19 protein-coding genes are annotated in these 19,127 nt (G+C 40.7%); 4 read left to right on the forward strand and 15 right to left on the reverse strand.

All coding sequences use genetic code 11. The annotated features are described in order from the left end of the window. Positions 1-5: 5 nt before the first annotated feature. Positions 6-1,181: an RsmB/NOP family class I SAM-dependent RNA methyltransferase gene (locus ABTV71_RS11715; protein WP_433903313.1), complete on the forward strand. Its 1,176-nt coding sequence runs from the start codon at positions 6-8 to the stop codon at positions 1,179-1,181. Positions 1,182-1,272: 91 nt separating this feature from the next. Here the strand turns inward: ABTV71_RS11715 and ABTV71_RS11720 are convergent, their stop codons facing one another. Then, positions 1,273-1,746, reverse strand: coding sequence for a universal stress protein (locus ABTV71_RS11720; protein WP_121121972.1), 474 nt, complete (start codon positions 1,744-1,746; stop codon positions 1,273-1,275). 73 nt (positions 1,747-1,819) lie between these two features. Here ABTV71_RS11720 and ABTV71_RS11725 point away from each other — a divergent pair, with 73 nt between their 5' ends. Next, positions 1,820-2,593: an NlpC/P60 family protein gene (locus tag ABTV71_RS11725; RefSeq protein ID WP_433903314.1), complete on the forward strand. Its 774-nt coding sequence runs from the start codon at positions 1,820-1,822 to the stop codon at positions 2,591-2,593. Positions 2,594-2,654: 61 nt separating this feature from the next. Here ABTV71_RS11725 and ABTV71_RS11730 read toward each other — a convergent pair whose 3' ends face one another. The 6 genes from ABTV71_RS11730 to ABTV71_RS11755 all read right to left on the reverse strand — a co-directional run bounded on the left by ABTV71_RS11730 (position 2,655) and on the right by ABTV71_RS11755 (position 7,381). Then, entirely contained in the window at positions 2,655-3,242 is a 588-nt protein-coding gene (locus ABTV71_RS11730) for an outer membrane beta-barrel protein (protein WP_121121976.1), read from the reverse strand. A gap of 308 nt (positions 3,243-3,550) precedes the next feature. Next, positions 3,551-4,705 carry a molecular chaperone DnaJ gene (gene dnaJ, locus ABTV71_RS11735; RefSeq protein WP_121121978.1) on the reverse strand — a complete coding sequence of 385 codons (1,155 nt, stop codon included), beginning with the start codon at positions 4,703-4,705 and terminating at the stop codon, positions 3,551-3,553. A gap of 10 nt (positions 4,706-4,715) precedes the next feature. Then, on the reverse strand, positions 4,716-5,264 hold the full coding sequence (locus tag ABTV71_RS11740) for a nucleotide exchange factor GrpE (RefSeq protein WP_121121980.1): 549 nt from the start codon (positions 5,262-5,264) through the stop codon (positions 4,716-4,718). Between the two features lie 158 nt (positions 5,265-5,422). Then, positions 5,423-6,103, reverse strand: a complete 681-nt coding sequence (locus ABTV71_RS11745; protein ID WP_108631978.1) for a cell division ATP-binding protein FtsE — start codon at positions 6,101-6,103, stop codon at positions 5,423-5,425. 5 nt (positions 6,104-6,108) lie between these two features. Next, on the reverse strand, positions 6,109-6,312 hold the full coding sequence (locus ABTV71_RS11750) for a fructose-6-phosphate aldolase (RefSeq protein ID WP_121121982.1): 204 nt from the start codon (positions 6,310-6,312) through the stop codon (positions 6,109-6,111). Between the two features lie 55 nt (positions 6,313-6,367). After that, a complete protein-coding gene (locus ABTV71_RS11755) occupies positions 6,368-7,381 on the reverse strand; it encodes an acyl-CoA reductase (RefSeq protein ID WP_121121984.1) in 1,014 nt (337 codons plus the stop codon). 157 nt (positions 7,382-7,538) lie between these two features. On the opposite strand from ABTV71_RS11755, the gene ABTV71_RS11760 reads away from it, so the two are divergent. Both ABTV71_RS11760 and ABTV71_RS11765 read left to right on the forward strand, forming a co-directional pair. Continuing rightward, complete coding sequence (locus ABTV71_RS11760; RefSeq protein WP_046672889.1) at positions 7,539-7,889, forward strand: 4Fe-4S dicluster domain-containing protein; 351 nt, start codon at positions 7,539-7,541, stop codon at positions 7,887-7,889. Positions 7,890-8,064: 175 nt separating this feature from the next. After that, complete coding sequence (locus ABTV71_RS11765) at positions 8,065-9,501, forward strand: dicarboxylate/amino acid:cation symporter (RefSeq protein ID WP_433903315.1); 1,437 nt, start codon at positions 8,065-8,067, stop codon at positions 9,499-9,501. A gap of 113 nt (positions 9,502-9,614) precedes the next feature. Here ABTV71_RS11765 and ABTV71_RS11770 read toward each other — a convergent pair whose 3' ends face one another. The 8 genes from ABTV71_RS11770 to ABTV71_RS11805 form a co-directional block, all read right to left on the reverse strand. Further along, complete coding sequence (locus ABTV71_RS11770; RefSeq protein WP_245971257.1) at positions 9,615-10,064, reverse strand: YchJ family protein; 450 nt, start codon at positions 10,062-10,064, stop codon at positions 9,615-9,617. Further along, the gene (gene metQ, locus ABTV71_RS11775) at positions 10,065-10,877 is read right to left on the reverse strand and encodes a methionine ABC transporter substrate-binding lipoprotein MetQ (RefSeq protein ID WP_121122143.1); all 813 of its coding nucleotides are present in this window, start codon (positions 10,875-10,877) and stop codon (positions 10,065-10,067) included. Positions 10,878-11,127: 250 nt separating this feature from the next. Further along, complete coding sequence (metI, locus tag ABTV71_RS11780) at positions 11,128-11,781, reverse strand: methionine ABC transporter permease MetI (protein WP_121121988.1); 654 nt, start codon at positions 11,779-11,781, stop codon at positions 11,128-11,130. Further along, on the reverse strand, positions 11,774-12,793 hold the full coding sequence (locus tag ABTV71_RS11785) for a methionine ABC transporter ATP-binding protein (protein WP_121121990.1): 1,020 nt from the start codon (positions 12,791-12,793) through the stop codon (positions 11,774-11,776). Before ABTV71_RS11785 ends, metI begins: the two co-directional genes overlap by 8 nt. Positions 12,794-12,959: 166 nt before the next feature. Then, positions 12,960-13,820 carry a fumarylacetoacetate hydrolase family protein gene (locus tag ABTV71_RS11790; RefSeq protein WP_433903316.1) on the reverse strand — a complete coding sequence of 287 codons (861 nt, stop codon included), beginning with the start codon at positions 13,818-13,820 and terminating at the stop codon, positions 12,960-12,962. Positions 13,821-13,885: 65 nt separating this feature from the next. Further along, entirely contained in the window at positions 13,886-14,818 is a 933-nt protein-coding gene (locus ABTV71_RS11795; RefSeq protein WP_433903317.1) for a TIGR01777 family oxidoreductase, read from the reverse strand. Between the two features lie 353 nt (positions 14,819-15,171). After that, positions 15,172-16,014 (reverse strand): DUF3347 domain-containing protein, encoded by an 843-nt coding sequence (locus tag ABTV71_RS11800; RefSeq protein ID WP_433903318.1) that lies wholly within the window; start codon positions 16,012-16,014, stop codon positions 15,172-15,174. Positions 16,015-16,737: 723 nt separating this feature from the next. Further along, a complete protein-coding gene (locus tag ABTV71_RS11805) occupies positions 16,738-19,113 on the reverse strand; it encodes a hypothetical protein (protein ID WP_433903319.1) in 2,376 nt (791 codons plus the stop codon). Positions 19,114-19,127 lie beyond the last annotated feature (14 nt).

Genomic DNA, 19,127 nt, shown 5'->3' on the forward strand with positions numbered 1-19,127 from the left:
CTTGAATGGCTGAATTTACTGAAAAACGTATTTACCAACAAATACGTAATTTTGAGCGTGCAATGGATGGTTTTGAGGGAGATCAGCCATTTTCACGATATTTGACGACTTTTTTTAAGGAAAATAAACAGATGGGATCCTCGGATCGAAAGTCTACTTCCCGTTTGTGCTATAACTATTTTCGTTTGGGAGCAGCGGCCCCACAGTTGTCACAGCAGCGACGACTGGTCCTTGCTGAGTTTTTATGTGAAAAAGACAGCCCATTGGTTAACTTACTTGAACCTGAATATCTTGAAAAGCTGGGTTTATCCATAGAGGAAAAGATTGCTTTTCTAGAATCTGAAGGACTACTAAAAAGTGAGGATCTATTTCCATTTACTGCACATTTTTCGCCCCAGATTGATACCAAACTTTTTTTGGAGAGCCAACTGGTACAACCACATCTCTATATTCGAATAAAAAGAGGTAAAAATAAAATAGTACATGCGATTTTGGACGAAAACAGGATTCCCTATCATGAATTGGACGATCAGACTGTCGCTTTAGCGAATGGTACCTCATTGCATCGATTTTCCACGTTGGAAGGACTTGTTGAAGTGCAGGATCTATCTTCGCAGCGTACACTTGCATTTATGAAACCGGGGGAAAGGGAATTCTGGTGGGATGCTTGCGCAGCATCCGGTGGTAAATCTCTTTTGTTAATGGATGCCTGTCCCTCGATAAACCTATTGGTATCGGATCTTCGTATGAGCATTCTTCGAAATCTGGATGAGCGATTTGACCTGGCTGGAATTAAGCATTACCGAAAGAAAATACTGGACCTGACAAAAGACCCATATCCCATATTGGGCAATGAAAAATTTGACGGGGTATTATTGGATGCTCCCTGTACGGGTTCCGGGACCTGGGGGCGCACACCAGAGATGATCCGGCAGTTCAAAACCGTCAAGATCGAGGAGTTTAGCACATTGCAAAAGAAAATTGCAAGTCACGTCGCCGGTTATGTGAAAGAGGGGAAGCCACTGATCTATATTACCTGCTCGATATTTAAAGCTGAGAATGAAGAGGTGGTGGATTACATCTTAAATAATTTGGGGTTTGAACTGGAGAGCATGCGTTGCCTGGATGGCTATAAGGAAAGAGCGGATAGTATGTTTGTCGCCCGGTTGATCAAAAAATAAGCAGATTGGCCTAGAAATATCGAAGAGCTTATTCTTTTCCTAAGAATAGGCTCTTTATTTTATCTCGATCATTGCAATTCGGACAGATCCGTTAATCGCACTTGCTAGGAATGACCAGTACCGGACAGGTAGCTTTGCGGATAACGGATTCAGATACAGATCCTGAAATAAAATGGTCGAACCCAGTTCGTCCATTTGAACCCATAATGATCAGATCTGCCGACCATTCATGCGAAGCTGCAAGAATTTCTTCTTTGATGGATCCAATTCGATTGAAAAGATATACTTCTTCTGACTCCGTAAACTCGCGGCTTAATTTTTCGAGATATTTTTGCGCATTTTCCTGTTCCATTTCGGATACCTCCGGCACAATGATCGGTTGCTGGCCCAATAGGGGATCAGCTCCAAAATTAGTCGGTGAGGTGGGCGGAATAACCGTGACAAGCGCAACTGAGGCATGAAATACCTGAGCCATTTCCTTCGCATAGAGAATGGCTTTCTCTGAACATGGAGCATCATCGACTGCAACGAGTATTCTTTTGAATTTTAAATTTGTATTCTCCATATCTACTATAATTAATTTATCTTCGTTTTATAATATATAATCACATATTCGACAATTTTGTTTTATTTGGCCAATGAAATATGGTATTTGTACATTAGCTCTTGTTCCGTTGCGTGCGGAACCGGCACATCGGAGTGAGATGGTTTCCCAGCTGTTGTTTGCTGAACTATTTGAAATTCTTGAAATACAGGCAGACTGGACATCGATCAGGCTATTAGAGACAGCTTACCCGGGCTGGATTCAGAATGGTCAATTTAGGGAACTTGATCCTGTGGAAATGGAGAAGTATCTCGCGGCAGGTCTAAGCCTGGTCGGCAGAGAAGGAGGTCTGCTTCAGAATGATACAGAGTGCCTATACCTCTGTCATGGAACAAAGCTTTATTTGGGTGAGGCAGGCCGGTTTCGGGTAGCGAAGCTGGATATGACTTACCAAGGCAGTATCAACTCCTTTTCCAGGGATGATTTTGAAACTAAAGTTGCCGAACTGGCCATGAGCTATAAGGATGCACCTTATTTATGGGGTGGACGTTCTCAGTGGGGAATAGACTGTTCTGGTTTTTCGCAGTTGATCTACAGCTGTTTTGGCATAGCTTTGCCGAGGGATGCGTATCAGCAAGCAGAACTCGGGGAGACCGTTGATTTTATTTCGGAAATTAAAGTCGGGGATTTAGCTTATTTTGACAACGCAAACGGACGGATTACCCATGTAGGCATTATGCTGGATCGGGATACCATTATTCATGCCTCCACGAAAGTACGTATTGACCGGATGGACAATGAAGGTATTTTTAATCAGGAACTAAATCGCTATTCCCATAAATTGCGAATTATTAAACGTTATACCTAATGATGAAAAAAGGCTATAAGTATCCGTACCTATAGCCTCTTTCTTTCTTATCAACTACCGATTAGAAGTGGAATTGTACACCTAAAGTTGGTGCTAAAGAGTTCGCATCTAACCCAAATGTGTTGGTTGATCTATCATCAGTTTTATTGTTGTTATAGTTGTAGTATAAACCTCTAACCTTTAATTCGATACCAATTTTGCTCGTTGGGAAATACGCCAAACCCGGAGCCAATTCGACGCCATAGTTTTCGAATTTTGTTTCTGTTTTTGCGTTATTTGTTTCCGCTGTAGTTTTTCCCCAAGACATTGGTACGGATAATTGTGCAAAGAATCTTAATGGACCATTAGCAGAGTATTTTCTTACGAATGGAGCTACTTGAAAAGCATCAACTTTAGTACTGTTGTTTTTATCAGTTTCGTTTTTTCTCCAATTGTAACCAACACCAGTACCTACCGCCCAGTTGTCGCTGACAAAATAGCCAACAGTTGGGTTGATCGAAAACGAATTATTTTTATGATCTGTATCTTTAACTTTTGAAGTTTCGAAGCCAACTTGACCGCCAACCATAATTTTTCCTTTTTCAGTTTGTGCGTTTGCTGCAATTGTTAAACCTGCAATGGCAGTTAATGTAAGTAAAACTTTTTTCATGTCTTTTTATTTTAATAGTTTGTTCTAGAGCCAGTAATTACTTTCTGACTTTTTAAATTCATTAGTCAAATATCGCAAAGTTATTTTATTTTATTGTCACTATATTGTCTAGATATTTTATTAAAATCGTAAGTTATAGTAGTTCAATTGATTAAATTTTATGTTTTTTTTATAAATTTCTTATTGTTTTAACAATGTTTGAAAAGTGTTGACTTTTTGTAATTATTTGTCAATTTGACGTAAGAAAACAAAAAAAGTCCTATATCAATTGATATAGGACTCTCCATGTCGTTGTTTAATCCGACTTTTTATTCGAAATATTCTTTTATGCGTTCAAAGAATGACTTCTCACTTTTACCAGGTTGCGGTTTGAAGTTCGGCGATTCTTTGAGTTTATTTAATAGTTCTTTTTCTTCGCTGGATACAGCTTTTGGTGTCCAGATATTCACATAAACAAGTTGATCCCCTTTGTGGTAGGAATTAACTTCGGGAATACCTTTTCCTTTTAGACGTAATATTTTCCCCCCCTGCGTTCCGGGTTCAATTTTTATTTTGGCTTTTCCGTCAATTGTAGGCACTTCTACACTAGTACCTAATGTAGCGTCCACAAAATTAATGTATAGATCATAAATGACATTTAGGCCATCACGTTTTAAGCTTTCGTGAGGTACTTCTTCGATTAATATGATCAGGTCTCCCGGAATACCACCGCGCGGAGCTGCGTTACCCTTACCGCTCATTGAGAGCTGCATTCCTTCGCTCACTCCTGCAGGAATATTGATCGCAATTGTTTCTTCACCGCGTTCTAATCCTTCACCTCGACAAGTTGTACATTTTGCGGTAATTTCAACACCTTCGCCATTACAGGTAGGGCAGGTGCTGGTGGTTTGCATTTGTCCCAAAATGGTGTTGGTCACTCTGCGTACTGATCCTGAGCCACCACAGGTTTTACAGGTATGGAAAGACGATTTATCTTTTGCTCCTGTGCCATCACAGCTATGACAGGAAACTTGTTTGTTTACTTTAACTTTTTTCTCAACACCTTTAGCGATTTCTTCAAGAGTCAATTTAACTTTAATACGTAAATTGCTTCCACGCGCTACGCGACGTCCTCCACGTTGACCTCCCCCGCCACCTCCAAAGAAGCTTTCGAACGGATGTCCGCCGCCAAAAATATCACCGAACTGACTGAATATATCGTCCATATTCATGCCACCGCCACCGTAACCACCGCTTGCTGAATTACCGGCGTGACCAAATTGGTCGTAGCGTTGACGTTTTTGTGGATTGCTCAAGATATCGTATGCCTCAGCAGCTTCCTTAAATTTTTCCTCAGCTTCATGGTCACCGGGATTTTTATCCGGGTGATATTTTATCGCTAATTTGCGATAGGCTGATTTAATCTCCTTCTCGTCCGCTGAACGCGCGACACCAAGTATATCGTAATAATCTCTTTTTGACATCGTCTTACTATTATTGACCTATAACTACTTTCGCGTGACGGATCACTTTGTCACCTAGGTAGTACCCTTTTTCGATAACGTCCACTACTTTATTTTTTAAATCTGCCGTTGGTGCTGGAATAGATGTAATGGCTTCCTGCAATTCAGGGTCAAATGTCTGACCGATCGTTTCCATTTCTTTTAACCCCAATTGAGACAATGTCTGTCTTAGTTTGTTGTTAACTATATCCATTCCCGTTTTGACAGATACCACATCTGTTGCAGTTTCCATGGCATTTAAGGCACGGTCAAAATCATCCAAGGTAGGTAATAACTTTCCGATCACATCTTTTCCCGCTGATTGAATCAATTCAACACGTTCTTTGCTCGTACGTTTTCTGTAATTGTCAAATTCAGCAGATAGACGAATGTATTTATCCTTTGCCTCTGCCAATTCAGCTGCCAGCTTCTCTTCAGGAGACAATTCTACCTGATTTTCCGAAGGCTGCTCCTGTTGATCAGAAGAATTAGTTTCTACTTGATCTTGACTCTCATCATAATAATTATCTTGCTCATTCATATCTTCAATGCTAAAATAGATTCAAAAATTTACTATACCTTCTTTTGTCAAAGTTTTTGCCAAATAATAAAATTCCGACAGCTTGTCAGATTTTACCAAAAAAGCCTAACAATTTGTCGGAATTTGTAAAAATGTCTTTTTAACTGTCAGTTTTTCGTTTAGATGCTGACATCATCCTGTAGAATACCGTCCCCAGTTTTGATAATCCGGGATGGCATATTGCGAATAATGGTATAATCGTGAGTAGCCATTAAAATTGCTGTTCCAGAATTGGCAATGTCGCGCAATAATAGGACAATTTCTTCCGACGTCGCCGGATCCAGATTACCCGTAGGCTCGTCCGCCAAAATGATCTCCGGATTATTCAATAGTGCGCGAGCAATAACAATCCGTTGTTGTTCACCACCTGAAAGCTCATGGGGCATTTTTTTTAATTTGGAACGGAGCCCTACTTTTTCCAAGACGTCCAAAATACGTGCATCGATCATTTTTTTATCTTTCCAGCCCGTCGCCTTTAAGGCAAACTCCAAGTTCTTCTCGATCGTCCGGTCTGAGAGTAAATGAAAATCCTGAAAGACAATTCCCAATTTCCTACGTAAATAGGGGACATCATTTTCATGAAGTTTCTTTAAATCAAAGCCAGCAATCATTCCTTCGCCATTGCCGATATATAAATCGCCATAGATGATTTTTAATAAACTACTTTTCCCACTGCCAGACTGTCCGATAAGATAGAGAAACTCTCCCTTGCCGATACTTAAATTGACATTGGATAATACCAGATGTTTCTGTTGAAAGATATCAACGTTCTTTAATGTAATTACTTTATTTTCAATCATGGGCGTTAAAACTCTAATTTTTTAATTTGGCCAAAGGGCATTTCTTTGACCAATTGCATGATATATTCTGCCTTTTCTCCTAATCCGATCTTTTCAAGCGATTTGTCAGGCCGATCTACTCTAAAATATGCCAACAAGGTGAAAGCATCATCTCGCAGCTGCACATAGTCGGGGATTTTGGCGACACCTCTTACTTTAATGATATACATGATTTCAAAGTTAGTATTTTTAATGCAATTTCCGTACTACGAAATTAACCGAAGCTTACTGGTTTGCAAATAAGAAGTCTAAGGTATTAATCCCATCTGCATAATCATCCAAAGCAGGAGACTGACTTTCACCAAAATGAAAAACTGGTGACTGAATATTCAATTGCACTTCGGATACCACACATTGGATGTTTTCAGCCTGTTGATTTAACTCGTTTTCGACGTCTCCAAGACTGTTGTATTCTTCATAATAAACGACAGATAGCGGAGATGCTGTACGCTCATCCTGTTTGAGCAATAGAAACCCATTATCAAAATGCTTGTCGCCATTGATCAGATAGATGGATTTATTATAGTCGTAATTGTTATTGTATTTATAGTGTTCGGAGACATCTTTAAAATTTGCTATTCCTTCAAAAAAATGGGAAACATTATAGCCTTTCGGGACAAAAATTTTGGATACGGAACGACAGCCGAGTCCGAAATAATCGAAGATGTCGTGTCCCAGAGCTTGTAGTTGTGCAGCGGATTCCGTACCGGTAATAACGCCAACACTATTTCTGTTACGTCGGATAATATGCGGCTTAACTCCAAAATAATAATCAAAGTAACGGGCCGTATTGTTTGATCCGGTCGCAATGACGAGATCAAAGTCTTTAAGTTTATCTACGATTTCAAAAGCGGTTTCAAAAGCGGGTTCGATTTGTTTTAAACGATTGAGTACAAAGGTTGTTAAACCGGCGTCATCGGAGGATACTTTAATTTTTGCCTTAAATCCGCTGATTAATACACAAAGGATGTCATGAAAACCAACCAGCGGAATATTTCCGGCGAGAATCAAGCCTACTGTTTTAGCTGATTCGTTATCCGGATAGTCTTGTAACCAGTAACTGAGCTGCTCTGCCGTTAAGTTGGAAGCAATCGCATGTAGGGCGTTTTCAATATTTTTTAGGGTATACCAAGGGTTTTTATGTTGTGCCAGTTGAATGATCTGAACAAGATCTTCAGGCTGCTTTTTCAACAGTTCACCCAGTTTTACAAACGCATTTATTCGTTGTTGCTTTGTCAAAATATTAAATTTTTAAAAGATGAATACACAAATTTGTGTTATATTTGTGCTGTTAACATTAATCAACGTGAATCAACTAGCCTTATTGTACAATCAGACTTTGTTTTCATATTGATAATGCAAAAATAGTTTATTTATCATAATTGTGAGGTTATAAATGGCGATTAAAATTACAGACGAATGCATTAACTGTGGTGCTTGCGAACCAGAATGCCCAAATAATGCAATATACGATGCTGGTGTAACTTGGAAATTCTCAGATGGGACTGCTTTAGATGGTGTTATAGATTTTGGTGATGGCGTTACGCTGGATGCGAATGAATCACAGGAAGCGATCTCAAATGAAGTCTATTATATTGTTTCAGATAAATGTACGGAGTGCGTAGGTTTTCATGACGAACCCCAGTGTGCGGCTGTTTGTCCGGTTGATTGTTGTGTGGATGACGAAGATGTACGTGAGTCTAACGATGAGCTATTGGCGAAAAAAGCTTGGTTACACGCGGAATAATTTTTTGATTCCGTTAAAATATAAAGCAGGGTAAGAAATTATCCTGCTTTTTTTATGCTCCGGCATTTTCGTGAAATCGGTATTTTGTTGTGAAACAGGGGCTGTTTAAATAATAATATTTGCAAAAGCATAGGATTTTTTTATTTTTGTTCTTTTGACCATTAAAATCTTTTAAATGTTAAAAACCAAAATAGGGTACATCACCCTTATCACAGTTACATTAGCTTGTATCATTGCTGTATTATACGAATTTGATGTTGTAGGCTTTTCGCATGAATTTCTAATGGCTGTCCGTTGGATAGTTGCCACCATTTTGGTTGTGAATGCGCTTTATAAGAAAAATTTGACCACCTGGATTCTGACCTGTATGATCCTGGGTATTTTTGTTGGTCTGGATTTTCCCAATCTGGCAATTTCTTTGCAGCCATTGAGCAAAGGTTTCATCAAGCTGGTGAAAACAATTGTAGGGCCTATTCTTTTTGCTACACTGGTTTATGGTATTGCTGGGCACTCTGATCTGAAACAGGTAGGGCGTATGGCCTGGAAATCTATGCTGTATTTCTTCTGTGCAACGACCTGTGCTATTTTTATTGGTTTGGGTGCCATTAATCTGACCCGTGCAGGAATAGGTGTCGATGTCGCACATATGCCACATGAGGAGCTACCGGCGCCTAAAGAAAGTATGGATGAACATGTCTTGAAATCGCTGCCTGATAATGTACATCCCGTTTACAAATTCACTTCATTTATCCGAGATCTCTTTCCTGAAAATATCGTAAAATCTGTTGCCGATAATCAGGTCCTACAGATCGTTGTCTTTTCGGTGCTATTCGGAATCGGGCTTGCAATGGTCGATGAGAAGAAGCGGAAACCTTTGGTCGATTTTACGGAAAGTATGTCTGAGACAATGTTTAAGTTTACGAATATCATTATGTATTTTGCGCCGGTTGGGGTGGGAGCGGCAATGGCCTATACGGTAGGACATCTTGGTGTTGATATTTTGAAAAACCTATTTATGCTGTTGGCAACATTGTATTTTGCATTGTTTTGCTTTCTGACTTTGGTGTTGCTTCCTGTTGCACTTTACTTAAAGATTCCTGTCAGACGTTTTATTAATGCCATCAAAGAACCTGTATCTATTGCTTTTGCCACGACAAGTTCAGATGCTGCTTTGCCAAAAGCAATGAGCGCAATGGAGAAATTTGGTGTTCCGCGTAAGATCGTTTCATTTGTTATCCCGACAGGCTATAGCTTTAACCTAGACGGTACTTCGCTGTATTTATCGCTGGCTGCAATTTTTGTTGCGCAGGCAGCTGGTATTCACTTATCGTTTGGACAGCAGCTCATGATTGCCTTCACATTAATGATTACCTCCAAAGGAGTTGCGGCAGTGCCCCGTGCTTCCTTAATTATCTTAATAGCAACGGCTGATCAGTTTGGTCTGCCAACCTTTGTTATCGCCGCGATTTTGGGTATAGATGAATTGATGGATATGGCACGTACTTCAGTTAACGTTGTTGGTAACTGTCTTGCAACGGTCGTTGTCGCTAAATGGGAGGGTGAATTTGATGAAGAAGCACCTTACCGGGAAGATACCGAAGAATTGGTTTAATTGATATACCAATTGACTTATAAAAAAGCGGCTCCAACGCATTGTGTGTTGGAGCCGCTTTTTTTTCTCAATGTGTCTGTTTTCTATTGGTCAGCAAGAATCTTCAGTTGGTTTCATCGTGTTGGTGCTTTATAAGTGCGTGAAGGTTTTGCTGATTGATCGAAGCTGACTACCCGCCCATCTACATAATACCAGAGGTCGCCTTGTTGTTTAAATGTAGACTTTTCATGATGAATCTGTACTTGCAGCGCCGAATCCAAATAATGCGCTTCAAACTCTACCGTGGAAGATGTTGCTTTCAGTATATTGAGCTGCATCCACTTATTTTCCTGTGCCCATTGCTGAATCGCATCCCTGTGCTGGAATCTTCGTGTGGTCGGGTGGAATGTGTTGTATAAAAAGTCAATGTTTCCTACAGCAAAAGCACTGTAGCGTGCCCGCATAAGTGCTTCGGCAGTAGTTGCTTTGGTATGGTTGCTGTGCACTTGGCGACAGCATTCCGCAAAAGTCAGTCCTGAGCCACAAGGGCAAGAGTAGGGTGTTTCAATCATAATTTTTAGCATTTACCAGCCTTTAATGGCACCGTTTTTAAACACCTTTTTCGCTGTTGCTTCTACTTCCGGAGATTGATAAGATTGTATAAACTGCTGTACTTTTTCGTCATTTTTATTATCTGCCCGCGCAACGATTAAGTTGACATAAGGAGATTCTTTATCTTCTGTAAACAATCCCTGTTTTTCAGGGTCCAATCCGGCCTGTGAAGCAAAGCTATTATTGATGATCGCTATTGCAACCTGAGGATCATCTAGTACGCGGGGTAACTGTGGAGCTTCCATCTCAATGAATTTGATCTGCTTCGGATTGCTGACAATATCTGTCACTTTTGGTTGTATGCCCACATTCTCCTTTAAACCGATAATCCCCTCACGCTGGAGAAGTAATAGCGAGCGTCCGCCGTTTGTAGGGTCATTTGGGATAGCGATAGTCGCGCCAGGCTGAAGCTCGGTGATGGTTTTGATCTTTTTGGAATAGGCGACAATCGGGAATACAAACGTATTGCCCACGATAGTTAATTTGGTAAAACCACGTTGTTTGGACTGCTCCTGTAGATAAGGCTGGTGCTGAAACACATTGACATCGATATCACCTTGATTCAAGGCTTCATTCGGCACAACGTAATCATTGAAAGAAATTAGTTCCACATCCAGATTGAACTTTTCTTTTGCAACTTTCTTAGCCGTTTCAGCAAGTTCCTTTTCAGGACCTGTTACCACACCAACCCTAAGGGTATTTTCCTTCTTTTCCCTGTTATTACAAGCTACAATAGTCGTCAGACTAAAGGCTAAGATTGCAAATGCATAGTTCAATTTTTTCATCTGTTTGATTTGTTTATTCATTAATCAATTTTCCCTTTAAGTCATTATTCATAAGTGTTTATTTCAATGGTATTCATGAGCTCGTTGCACTCGGTTCATGCTGCCTTCGGTGGTTTCACTTGTAATGAAGCTATCAGATTTATTCCTCGAGTGTATGTTTTAAGCGGTATTTATGAGTTCGCTTTGTTCGGTTATTCACTCTACAGTATGATCAAATAAATCATGATGGTTTCATATGATACAATTAATGTTAGCGATGGTTTACTTTTTTTGATATGTAATCGCCTGTATATTGCAGCAGGAATACAATTAAAATTAATAAAATTAGTACAGCATTCATGATGAAAGTGTCATAACCGACATAGCCGTATTGATAACCAATCTGTCCCAGTCCGCCCGCTCCGACAGCGCCACCCATAGCCGAATAGCCTACAAGTGTAATTAACGTTATTGTCGCATTGTTGACCAGCGAAGGTAAGGCTTCGGGAAGTAATACTTTAAAGACTACCTGCCAGGTACTTGCGCCCATTGCCCTCGCGGCTTCAATTAATCCATGGGGAATTTCCAATAAGCTGTTTTCCACCAAGCGTGCGATAAATGGAGCTGCGCCAATGCTTAAAGGGACCAATGCTGCTGACATGCCTATAGATGTTCCTACGAGCTGACGTGTAAATGGAATCATCCATACAATAAGAATAATGAATGGAATAGACCGGAACACGTTCACTAGCAGCGAAACAATCTGGTGCATTGTTTTGTTTTCCAGCAGCTGATGTTTTCTGGTCAGGAATAGATAGATCCCCAGTGGCAGTCCGATTACAAAGCCAAAGAAGCCTGAAAGGAAAGTCATCATTAACGTTTCAAGCGTTCCCGATAATAGTAAATTCAGTACTTGATCAGACATAACCTAGTATTTTAGTTTGCGGATGCTGTTCTTTTAAATAGGAGAGGCTAGCTATTATATGTTCGCTGTCACCTGATAATTCGGCCAGTATAACACCAAATTTCATTTCTCCAACGTAATCGATCTGTGCGGTTATAATATTTGTTTTGACCTGATATTGTTGTTCCAATTGTTGTATAAATGGAATGGAATCGCCACTTGAAGCCATGTAAATCTCGACAAGTGGATTACCCTTATCTTTTAATCGTTCCTGAAAACTTAGAGGGATATCGACCTGCAAAGAGGATTGGATAAAGCTTTTTGTGGTCTCTTGTTGCGGGTTGGCGAAAATGGTTTCAACGGATCCGCTTTCAATCAAAAGTCCTTGATCCAGTACGGCCACTTGATCACATATCCTTTTGATCACATCCATTTCATGGGTGATCAGTAAGATGGTAAGTCCCAGCTGCTTGTTTATTTTTTTTAATAAACTGAGTATAGATTTCGTCGTGGCCGGATCCAGTGCACTGGTAGCCTCGTCACAAAGTAGGATATGGGGGTCATTTGCCAGTGCACGAGCGATTGCCACCCGTTGTTTTTGTCCTCCAGATAAATTCGCCGGATAGCTCTCTGCCTTATCTTCCAGTCCCACTAGATTGAGTAATGCCGAAACTTTCTCGCGGATAAATGCCTTAGATCTACCTTCCAGCTGCAATGGAAAAGCTATGTTTTCAAAGACTGTCAGTGACGACAACAGATTGAAATGTTGGAAGATCATACCGATATTTCTTCGTTTCATCATTAAATCCTTGGATGACATGGACATCAGGTCCTCATTTTCAATAATGACTTGACCTGTATCAGGTCTTTCCAGTAGATTGACGCAACGAATCAGCGTGCTTTTCCCAGCGCCTGAGGCCCCTATAACGCCAAATATTTCTCCTTTGGCAATGGATAGGGAGAGACTCTTCAATGCATCTATTCGTTTGGATTTAACCTCGAATGATTTAGATATGTTGTTTAGTTGAATCATTGACCCTGTAGGGATTTATGCATTTATGTTAACAAAGTGGATGTCGATATAAATGTACACAAATGCGGTTGATAAATTACAATGAAATGACGAAAAAATAGCCATTGAACCGATCTTTCCGGGCAAAAACTAAAGCCGGGAAAGATCGGTCGTTTAGGATAGGATGTTAAGATAAGGGATGAGCAGATATCACTTGTTTCCCAGATCCGAGTCCCTCTATACCGTATTCAATAATATCGCCATCGCGAAGGAAGCGTTGTGGGGATTTTCCCATACCCGAACCTGCCGGTGAACCGGTTGAGATGATGTCACCTGGAAGTAAGGACATGAACTGGCTTAGATAGGATATTAACTTAGGCACGCGATAGATGAAATCGCTGGTGTTACCGTCCTGCATAAGTTCGCCATTTAATTTAAGCCAAATTCTCATATTATCGACGTCTTGAATTTCATCTTTTGTGGCAATGAACGGGCCAATTGGAGCAAATGTATCGCAGCCTTTGCCCTTGTCCCAGGTACCGCCTCTTTCAATCTGGAACTCGCGTTCGGTGACGTCATTATGCAGCACATAGCCAAAAACATAATCAAGGGCTTCCTCTTCACTAACATAGGATGCTTTTTTACCGATAACGATGGCAAGCTCGGTTTCCCAATCGGATTTCACTGAATTTTTAGGTAACGTAATACCATCGAAAGGTCCATTAAAAGCGGAAACAGATTTCATGAACACAATAGGTTCTGCGGCCTGTTGCAATTTGGTTTCCTTAACGTGATCGTCGAAGTTGAGTCCCACACAAAGAATTTTGGAAGGAGCTTCTAAGGGAGTGCCGATGCGCTCGTCCGCAGCGATCTCTCTTAAGTTGTGGTAATTCTGTTCTACATATGCTTGAAGTTTTTCCAAATTTGCCGTATTTGCAAAGAAATCACGGTTATATTGAAAATTTCCTTCCGAAACATCATATTTCTTTTCATTTAAAATGACTCCCGCCTTTTCGGAGCCCTTTGCGCCATATCTAAAAATCTTCATAAGCCGCAAATATACGGATTTTGTCCCGAAAAGGCCTGAAATTAACGCGAATTAACAATTAACAATTAACCGATGTGTAAATTATCTATACAATTATTGTCCAGAGTGGGGTATTTAAAAGGAAATTTTTCTTGCAGTATTTTTTTGTTACTTACCCAGGTTCCGTTGAGCACCATTTCCTGTCCTTTTTTTCCAAAGAGCAGTTTGATCAGGAATGCAGGTACCGGAAAAGGAATGTAGCCGATGCCAAACCTGCGTTTGGCAATCCGCTTGGTGAACTGGCCAAGGGGCATCGGATCGGAAGAGCATGCATTGTAGACGCCTGCGAGGGCATTGTTTTGTATTGCGAATAGCAGCATGCGGGCGAGGTCTTCCATGTGGATCCAGCTTAGCATCTGTTTGCCCGAGCCCAAAATAGGGCTTAGTCGAAAACGGAGTAGCTGGTTGATTTCTTTTAGTAAGCCCTGATCTTTGCTGATCACTACAGCAAATCGGAAGACAACAAGCCTTTTTCCGAGCGTTTCAATTGGTTTTACACTATCCTCCCAAAGATTACAGACCCAGGATAAAAAATCACCACCTTGGGGATCTCCCTCTTCGAAGGGTTTTTTCTGATAACTGTCATCGGCACCATACCATCCGGTTGCTGACGCTGATATAACAGTTTTTACCTGGTTTGGAACCTGTTTTAATGTCTGATACAGCAATTGTCCGCTTTCTACGCGACTTGATATAATTTCTTGTTGGTATGCCTTGGTCCATCGTGATCCATTGAGGTTGGCGCCAGCTAAATTGATGATATAATCCGCTTCCTGGATCGATCTTATATCGATAACCTGTTTTTTGGGATCCCAATGAACATAGCGTACATGCGGTTGGGCCGGGAAAGCCTTTGGATCCCTAGTGAAGATGATCACTTCATAGAAGTTGGCGACCAATAATTTGGTCAAATGAAGGCCAATAGCACCCGTTCCCCCTGTAATGATTACTTTTTCCATGGATTAATCTCATCTTAATTTGATCACGATATCTTTACTACTACCTTATTGGATAATCAGCGCGATACTCCTTCTAATATACTATTTTGAATCAATAAAAGAAGGTATATTTTAAGGTTTATCCTTTAAAAATTTTAGTTTTTGTTTTGTTATTTACAGTTCCTTTCTAAGGCGGGAGGCTCAAGAGGGGAAACGTAGCTGGCGGAATCTACCGGATATCCTTTCCGACAGTTAAACAGGCGGAATAAAGCGAAATCGTCCTGAAAAGATGGCGCTAAATAAAAGCAGATCGTCAAAAAAAAACAGGTTCGCATGCAGCGCATGCGAACCTGTTGTATCGCATTTCGTCTCGTTTATTGTATTGTTTGGATTGTACTTCCACATGTTAACATTTGAGCGCCATAATATGGATTTTTGACCTCTTTATTGAGACTTAACCAGGTCGCTCCTTTGCCACCGTTAAACATGGGACATTTTTGTTGATAAACGGGAAGTGCTGGTTTGGAACTTTTTGCCAGTTTATAAACCTCCTCGGAAAGCGATACAAATGCCAAACGTTGTTTTGCAAGATCCTTTGCGTTCTGCAGCGCCTTGCTGTGTTGTGCCAACGTATTTGCCTGTGCTTTCCATACCTGTTGTTCAGTAGTTGTCAAGGATGTCGATTTTAACGTGGTTAGCAGGTTTGAAAGTTTTGTAGCGCCTGCTGTGACAGCTTTATGATCAGCAGCAATAAGGGCGTCTTTCAATACGAAATACTGATCGTAAATGGGCTGAAAGTTACCCGCCTTAGCGACAGATGAATTTCCGCTGCTTTCTTCTTTATTTTCAGGGGTATTTTCTGGGTTTGCTGGTGGAGCGCTCAATGTTCGGTCGTATTGACAACATCCATGTAGCTCGGCATAAGTCGTTGTCGGAGCTAGGTATTTTTCATTGTCATAACCTGCTAGTGCAATGTTTTTCAGCACCGCGTCCAAAGAGGTTTTCTCAGCATTAAAAGATACCTTTGCTGTCTGGTTATCCTCGTTCCAATCTACTTTGGAATCCGCTGAGTTTCCGGCTTTTTCTATCGTTTTTTTACACATACCACAGTTGCCACTAATTTTCACGGTTTGCGTTGTCATGGCTGTATTTTGTGCATGGCTGTATAGACTGCTGGATAAAAGGCAAATTGCTATGATATTTTTAAGTAATTTCATTTGTTTTAGTTTTTTGAAAAACATTTATAGATTCCTGCGGAATGCGATCGGTCTACTTGATCGGCATGGACAGGTTCTTAATTCTTTTTTACCGATGGGGGACTCATTTTTAATGAAGCTCCATTTTCTATTTAAGCTATTTTGGGTGGTACCCAAGGGTAGAAATAGCCCTCTGAAAGATAGACGGGCAACAAACCACTATATAATTTTTTAAAAATGGAAAAGGAAATTTTTGGTAGCTGAACGGGAAAGGTAGAGACCGCCAGTATACTTGTCGCTGCGGCGCAATGACAACTACAATCCCGGCATTGCTTGCGGTGTTGACAGAGCGGTTTTTTCTTCGCTTTTTGGCAACAATCATGTTTTTTGCTTGCATGGTCCGGATTGGCAATGGGGCAGGTTTTTGCCTTACTTTGATGGCAGGGATATGTCGCGGTCGGCTTGGCCGCTAAGCCAAGAAAAAGAATTAGTCCGATGAGATATTTTAGTGCTACCACAGTTCAAATATAGCTTTTTTTGGACAAGTATTAAATCTACTATCGGGATGGCTGTTTCTTATTCCATGTAAGGCGTTCGTAGCGCTCGTGACTGCATTATGGAAAATACGTGTTGTGGGAGCAGAATCTAGGGATGCATGAGTGGGGTATATTACATAGAAGCGTAGACAACAGTTTGATTAGTTGACTACGCTTCTTTTATTATTTAAGTTAGTCGAGAAGCTCGCTAGAACTTAAAGTTTGATAAGAAACCCGGTTTCTTCCAGGTTCTCTTATATTCGTCTGCCAATGCGCTATGGTCTGAATAAGCGAGGACTTCATTAAGTAGGTGATGCGCTTTTTTGAGGTTCCCCGTCTTGTAGTTAGCGAGTGCTTCCGCCAACTTTACAGATTCACAATCATCGTCGTAGCTCCATTCATGTTGCGCATAGATGCTATTAAAAATTTCCACATAGCGGTTTACTTCTACTAGATTTTCCCGTTCAGCCAGTAGCTGAATCCCCATTTTTATCCAAAGTACATAATCTTCTGGATCCATGACTGTGGCAACCCAGGGATCATGGTGTTGAAATACGTCTGTACCTGGTCTAAATTCGGAGAGGAAATAGTGACTTTTGACAATGAGATACAAGGTTTTTGCTTTATCAAAGTCATTGATAATAAATTCCTTTTTGTTTTTGAGGTAGGCCTTTGCAGCTGTAATGATAGCGCTATAGTCAGAAACCTCATTGTAAAGCTGCATGAGGATATATTGTGGCTGTGCTTCACGCGGATATTTTTGGGCCATATCGTTATAATACTGAATACGGTAATCGCGTTCATAGGGCTCAAGAATAACATAAATTACATTTTCCACACCGTTTTTAGCCGCTTCAAAATCCCGATAATGATAGTCGTTCAAGGTAGGATGATTGATGTAGAACTGATAGATGTGCTCCAGAAGATATTGTGCTTCGCCCTGTATATCGGAGGAAAGTCCCAGATGATAATTTACTTCAAGCTGATACACAAACATCTGATAGCAACTTGGGAATACCAGATCTGATTCATCCTCGGCAGATTGTTCTTCTATTACCTCATCGCGCATTTCATCAAGGTCGCGCAAAGTGACTTGGTAGGTGTCGAAATATAGTATGAGGGCGTCTTTTAAACGTTCATAATCCTCCAATTTCGATAATGCGTCTGTTCGCGTCTGATGTAGTTCTTCAAAGTCTGAGTAGTTTAGCCCTTCAGTTGCGATTTGATAACTCTCTTCGAGGAGATCCACATTCTTTAATGCAATTGCCAGGTTATTGCAATTCATTGCACGATTATGGTTTCCACCGAAATAATCACTTTCATATTTCCCCTGTTCGAAATAAGCAGCGAAGGCATCATAAGCCTGGCGGTAAACGGCAAGGTAAAGCTGCCGCATGGCCAGCGTTTCTTCGGATGATAGGGTTTCCAGACTATTGACAAAGTCAGCTAAATTGACCCCTTCGTTATAGAGATCACGTGGCAAGTCATCAAAAGTCGGAACATGCTTATGTACTTCGCCTGTTGTTAAGTAGGTACATTCAACGAGACGACGCCAAGAAGTTGCATTCCACTGTCTTTCGCCCAATTGTCGGAGGTAAGGTAAAGCTGCTTCATATTGTTCCTCATCATACAGGTATGCCGCTGCAAAATGATAACCGGCGTACAGGTCAGGATATTGATCAATGAGTTTTAACGCGTGCAAATAGTAATAGTCCAAAGGAATACCGATATCTTCCGAATAATTGCGTTCGATGATAAGCTGGTAATAGAATACCTCCGGGTTTTCATAACCGTCAGCGATAAGATCTTCGAAGCGGCTGTGCCATTTGACCAGTTCCTTGTGGATATGTGCAGCTGAATTTTCTCCTCTGATAAGCTTCATTAATACCTTTAAAGCCAGGTCGATATTCTTGTTTTCATAAGCGATCTCAGCAAGGTCAACATACTGCATCTCGCTACCGCTGATGAAGCGATCAAATTGCTCGCGGATTAAAGTTGTTAGCGCAGCGCCTGAAATCTGTTTGGTACGATCTAGAAGGTATATTTTTTTTATCCAGAATATGGAGAAATTCTGATCGGCAGCTTCGCGGTTGTCCTTGAACGCTTCACGAAAGTAAGCAATGCCTTCATCCAATAAAGGCAACAGGGCAGTGTCATCCTGGAGACTTTCATAAATATCCGCCAGAAATCCGTAGCCATAGGGAGCCATTTTCGGTATAGCGATCAACTTTTTTGCATAGCCGATAAACTCATCTTTGTTGTCTTCATTGATGTGTTTCCTTGGACGATTGATCTGTTCCAATCTGGTCTGATTATCCAGGACATAATTTAACATATGATAGAGCGTTGTTTCATTTTCCGGCTCTATCAGTAGTGCTTTTTGAAGATAAGGGATCATCTTCTCCTGTATGATATCAAAAATAGCTTCATGCCCATCGTAGAATACTTGGTCGTGATAGGCAACTGCTAGATGTGTCCAAAGGGGGACATCCTGGTCATCTTGTTTTAATTGATTTTCACCTTCAATGATAAATAGATCAAGCTGTCCGCTGTAGAATAAATCGTATATATTTTTATCTTCCATTCTTTACTTCTTTA

It is taken from the genome of Sphingobacterium puteale (assembly GCF_050986225.1).
GTDB lineage: Bacteria > Bacteroidota > Bacteroidia > Sphingobacteriales > Sphingobacteriaceae > Sphingobacterium > Sphingobacterium puteale.

What these genes read in the sequence shown, in the direction of transcription:
- ABTV71_RS11715 (WP_433903313.1), top strand. Translation starts at nt 6, where the DNA reads ATGGCTGAATTTACTGAAAAACGTATTTACCAACAAATACGTAATTTT.
- ABTV71_RS11720 (WP_121121972.1), bottom strand. Translation starts at nt 1,746, where the DNA reads ATGGAGAATACAAATTTAAAATTCAAAAGAATACTCGTTGCAGTCGAT.
- ABTV71_RS11725 (WP_433903314.1), top strand. Translation starts at nt 1,820, where the DNA reads ATGAAATATGGTATTTGTACATTAGCTCTTGTTCCGTTGCGTGCGGAA.
- ABTV71_RS11730 (WP_121121976.1), bottom strand. Translation starts at nt 3,242, where the DNA reads ATGAAAAAAGTTTTACTTACATTAACTGCCATTGCAGGTTTAACAATT.
- dnaJ (WP_121121978.1), bottom strand. Translation starts at nt 4,705, where the DNA reads ATGTCAAAAAGAGATTATTACGATATACTTGGTGTCGCGCGTTCAGCG.
- ABTV71_RS11740 (WP_121121980.1), bottom strand. Translation starts at nt 5,264, where the DNA reads ATGAATGAGCAAGATAATTATTATGATGAGAGTCAAGATCAAGTAGAA.
- ABTV71_RS11745 (WP_108631978.1), bottom strand. Translation starts at nt 6,103, where the DNA reads ATGATTGAAAATAAAGTAATTACATTAAAGAACGTTGATATCTTTCAA.
- ABTV71_RS11750 (WP_121121982.1), bottom strand. Translation starts at nt 6,312, where the DNA reads ATGTATATCATTAAAGTAAGAGGTGTCGCCAAAATCCCCGACTATGTG.
- ABTV71_RS11760 (WP_046672889.1), top strand. Translation starts at nt 7,539, where the DNA reads ATGGCGATTAAAATTACAGACGAATGCATTAACTGTGGTGCTTGCGAA.
- ABTV71_RS11765 (WP_433903315.1), top strand. Translation starts at nt 8,065, where the DNA reads ATGTTAAAAACCAAAATAGGGTACATCACCCTTATCACAGTTACATTA.
- ABTV71_RS11770 (WP_245971257.1), bottom strand. Translation starts at nt 10,064, where the DNA reads ATGCTAAAAATTATGATTGAAACACCCTACTCTTGCCCTTGTGGCTCA.
- metQ (WP_121122143.1), bottom strand. Translation starts at nt 10,877, where the DNA reads ATGAAAAAATTGAACTATGCATTTGCAATCTTAGCCTTTAGTCTGACG.
- metI (WP_121121988.1), bottom strand. Translation starts at nt 11,781, where the DNA reads ATGTCTGATCAAGTACTGAATTTACTATTATCGGGAACGCTTGAAACG.
- ABTV71_RS11785 (WP_121121990.1), bottom strand. Translation starts at nt 12,793, where the DNA reads ATGATTCAACTAAACAACATATCTAAATCATTCGAGGTTAAATCCAAA.
- ABTV71_RS11790 (WP_433903316.1), bottom strand. Translation starts at nt 13,820, where the DNA reads ATGAAGATTTTTAGATATGGCGCAAAGGGCTCCGAAAAGGCGGGAGTC.
- ABTV71_RS11795 (WP_433903317.1), bottom strand. Translation starts at nt 14,818, where the DNA reads ATGGAAAAAGTAATCATTACAGGGGGAACGGGTGCTATTGGCCTTCAT.
- ABTV71_RS11800 (WP_433903318.1), bottom strand. Translation starts at nt 16,014, where the DNA reads ATGAAATTACTTAAAAATATCATAGCAATTTGCCTTTTATCCAGCAGT.
- ABTV71_RS11805 (WP_433903319.1), bottom strand. Translation starts at nt 19,113, where the DNA reads ATGGAAGATAAAAATATATACGATTTATTCTACAGCGGACAGCTTGAT.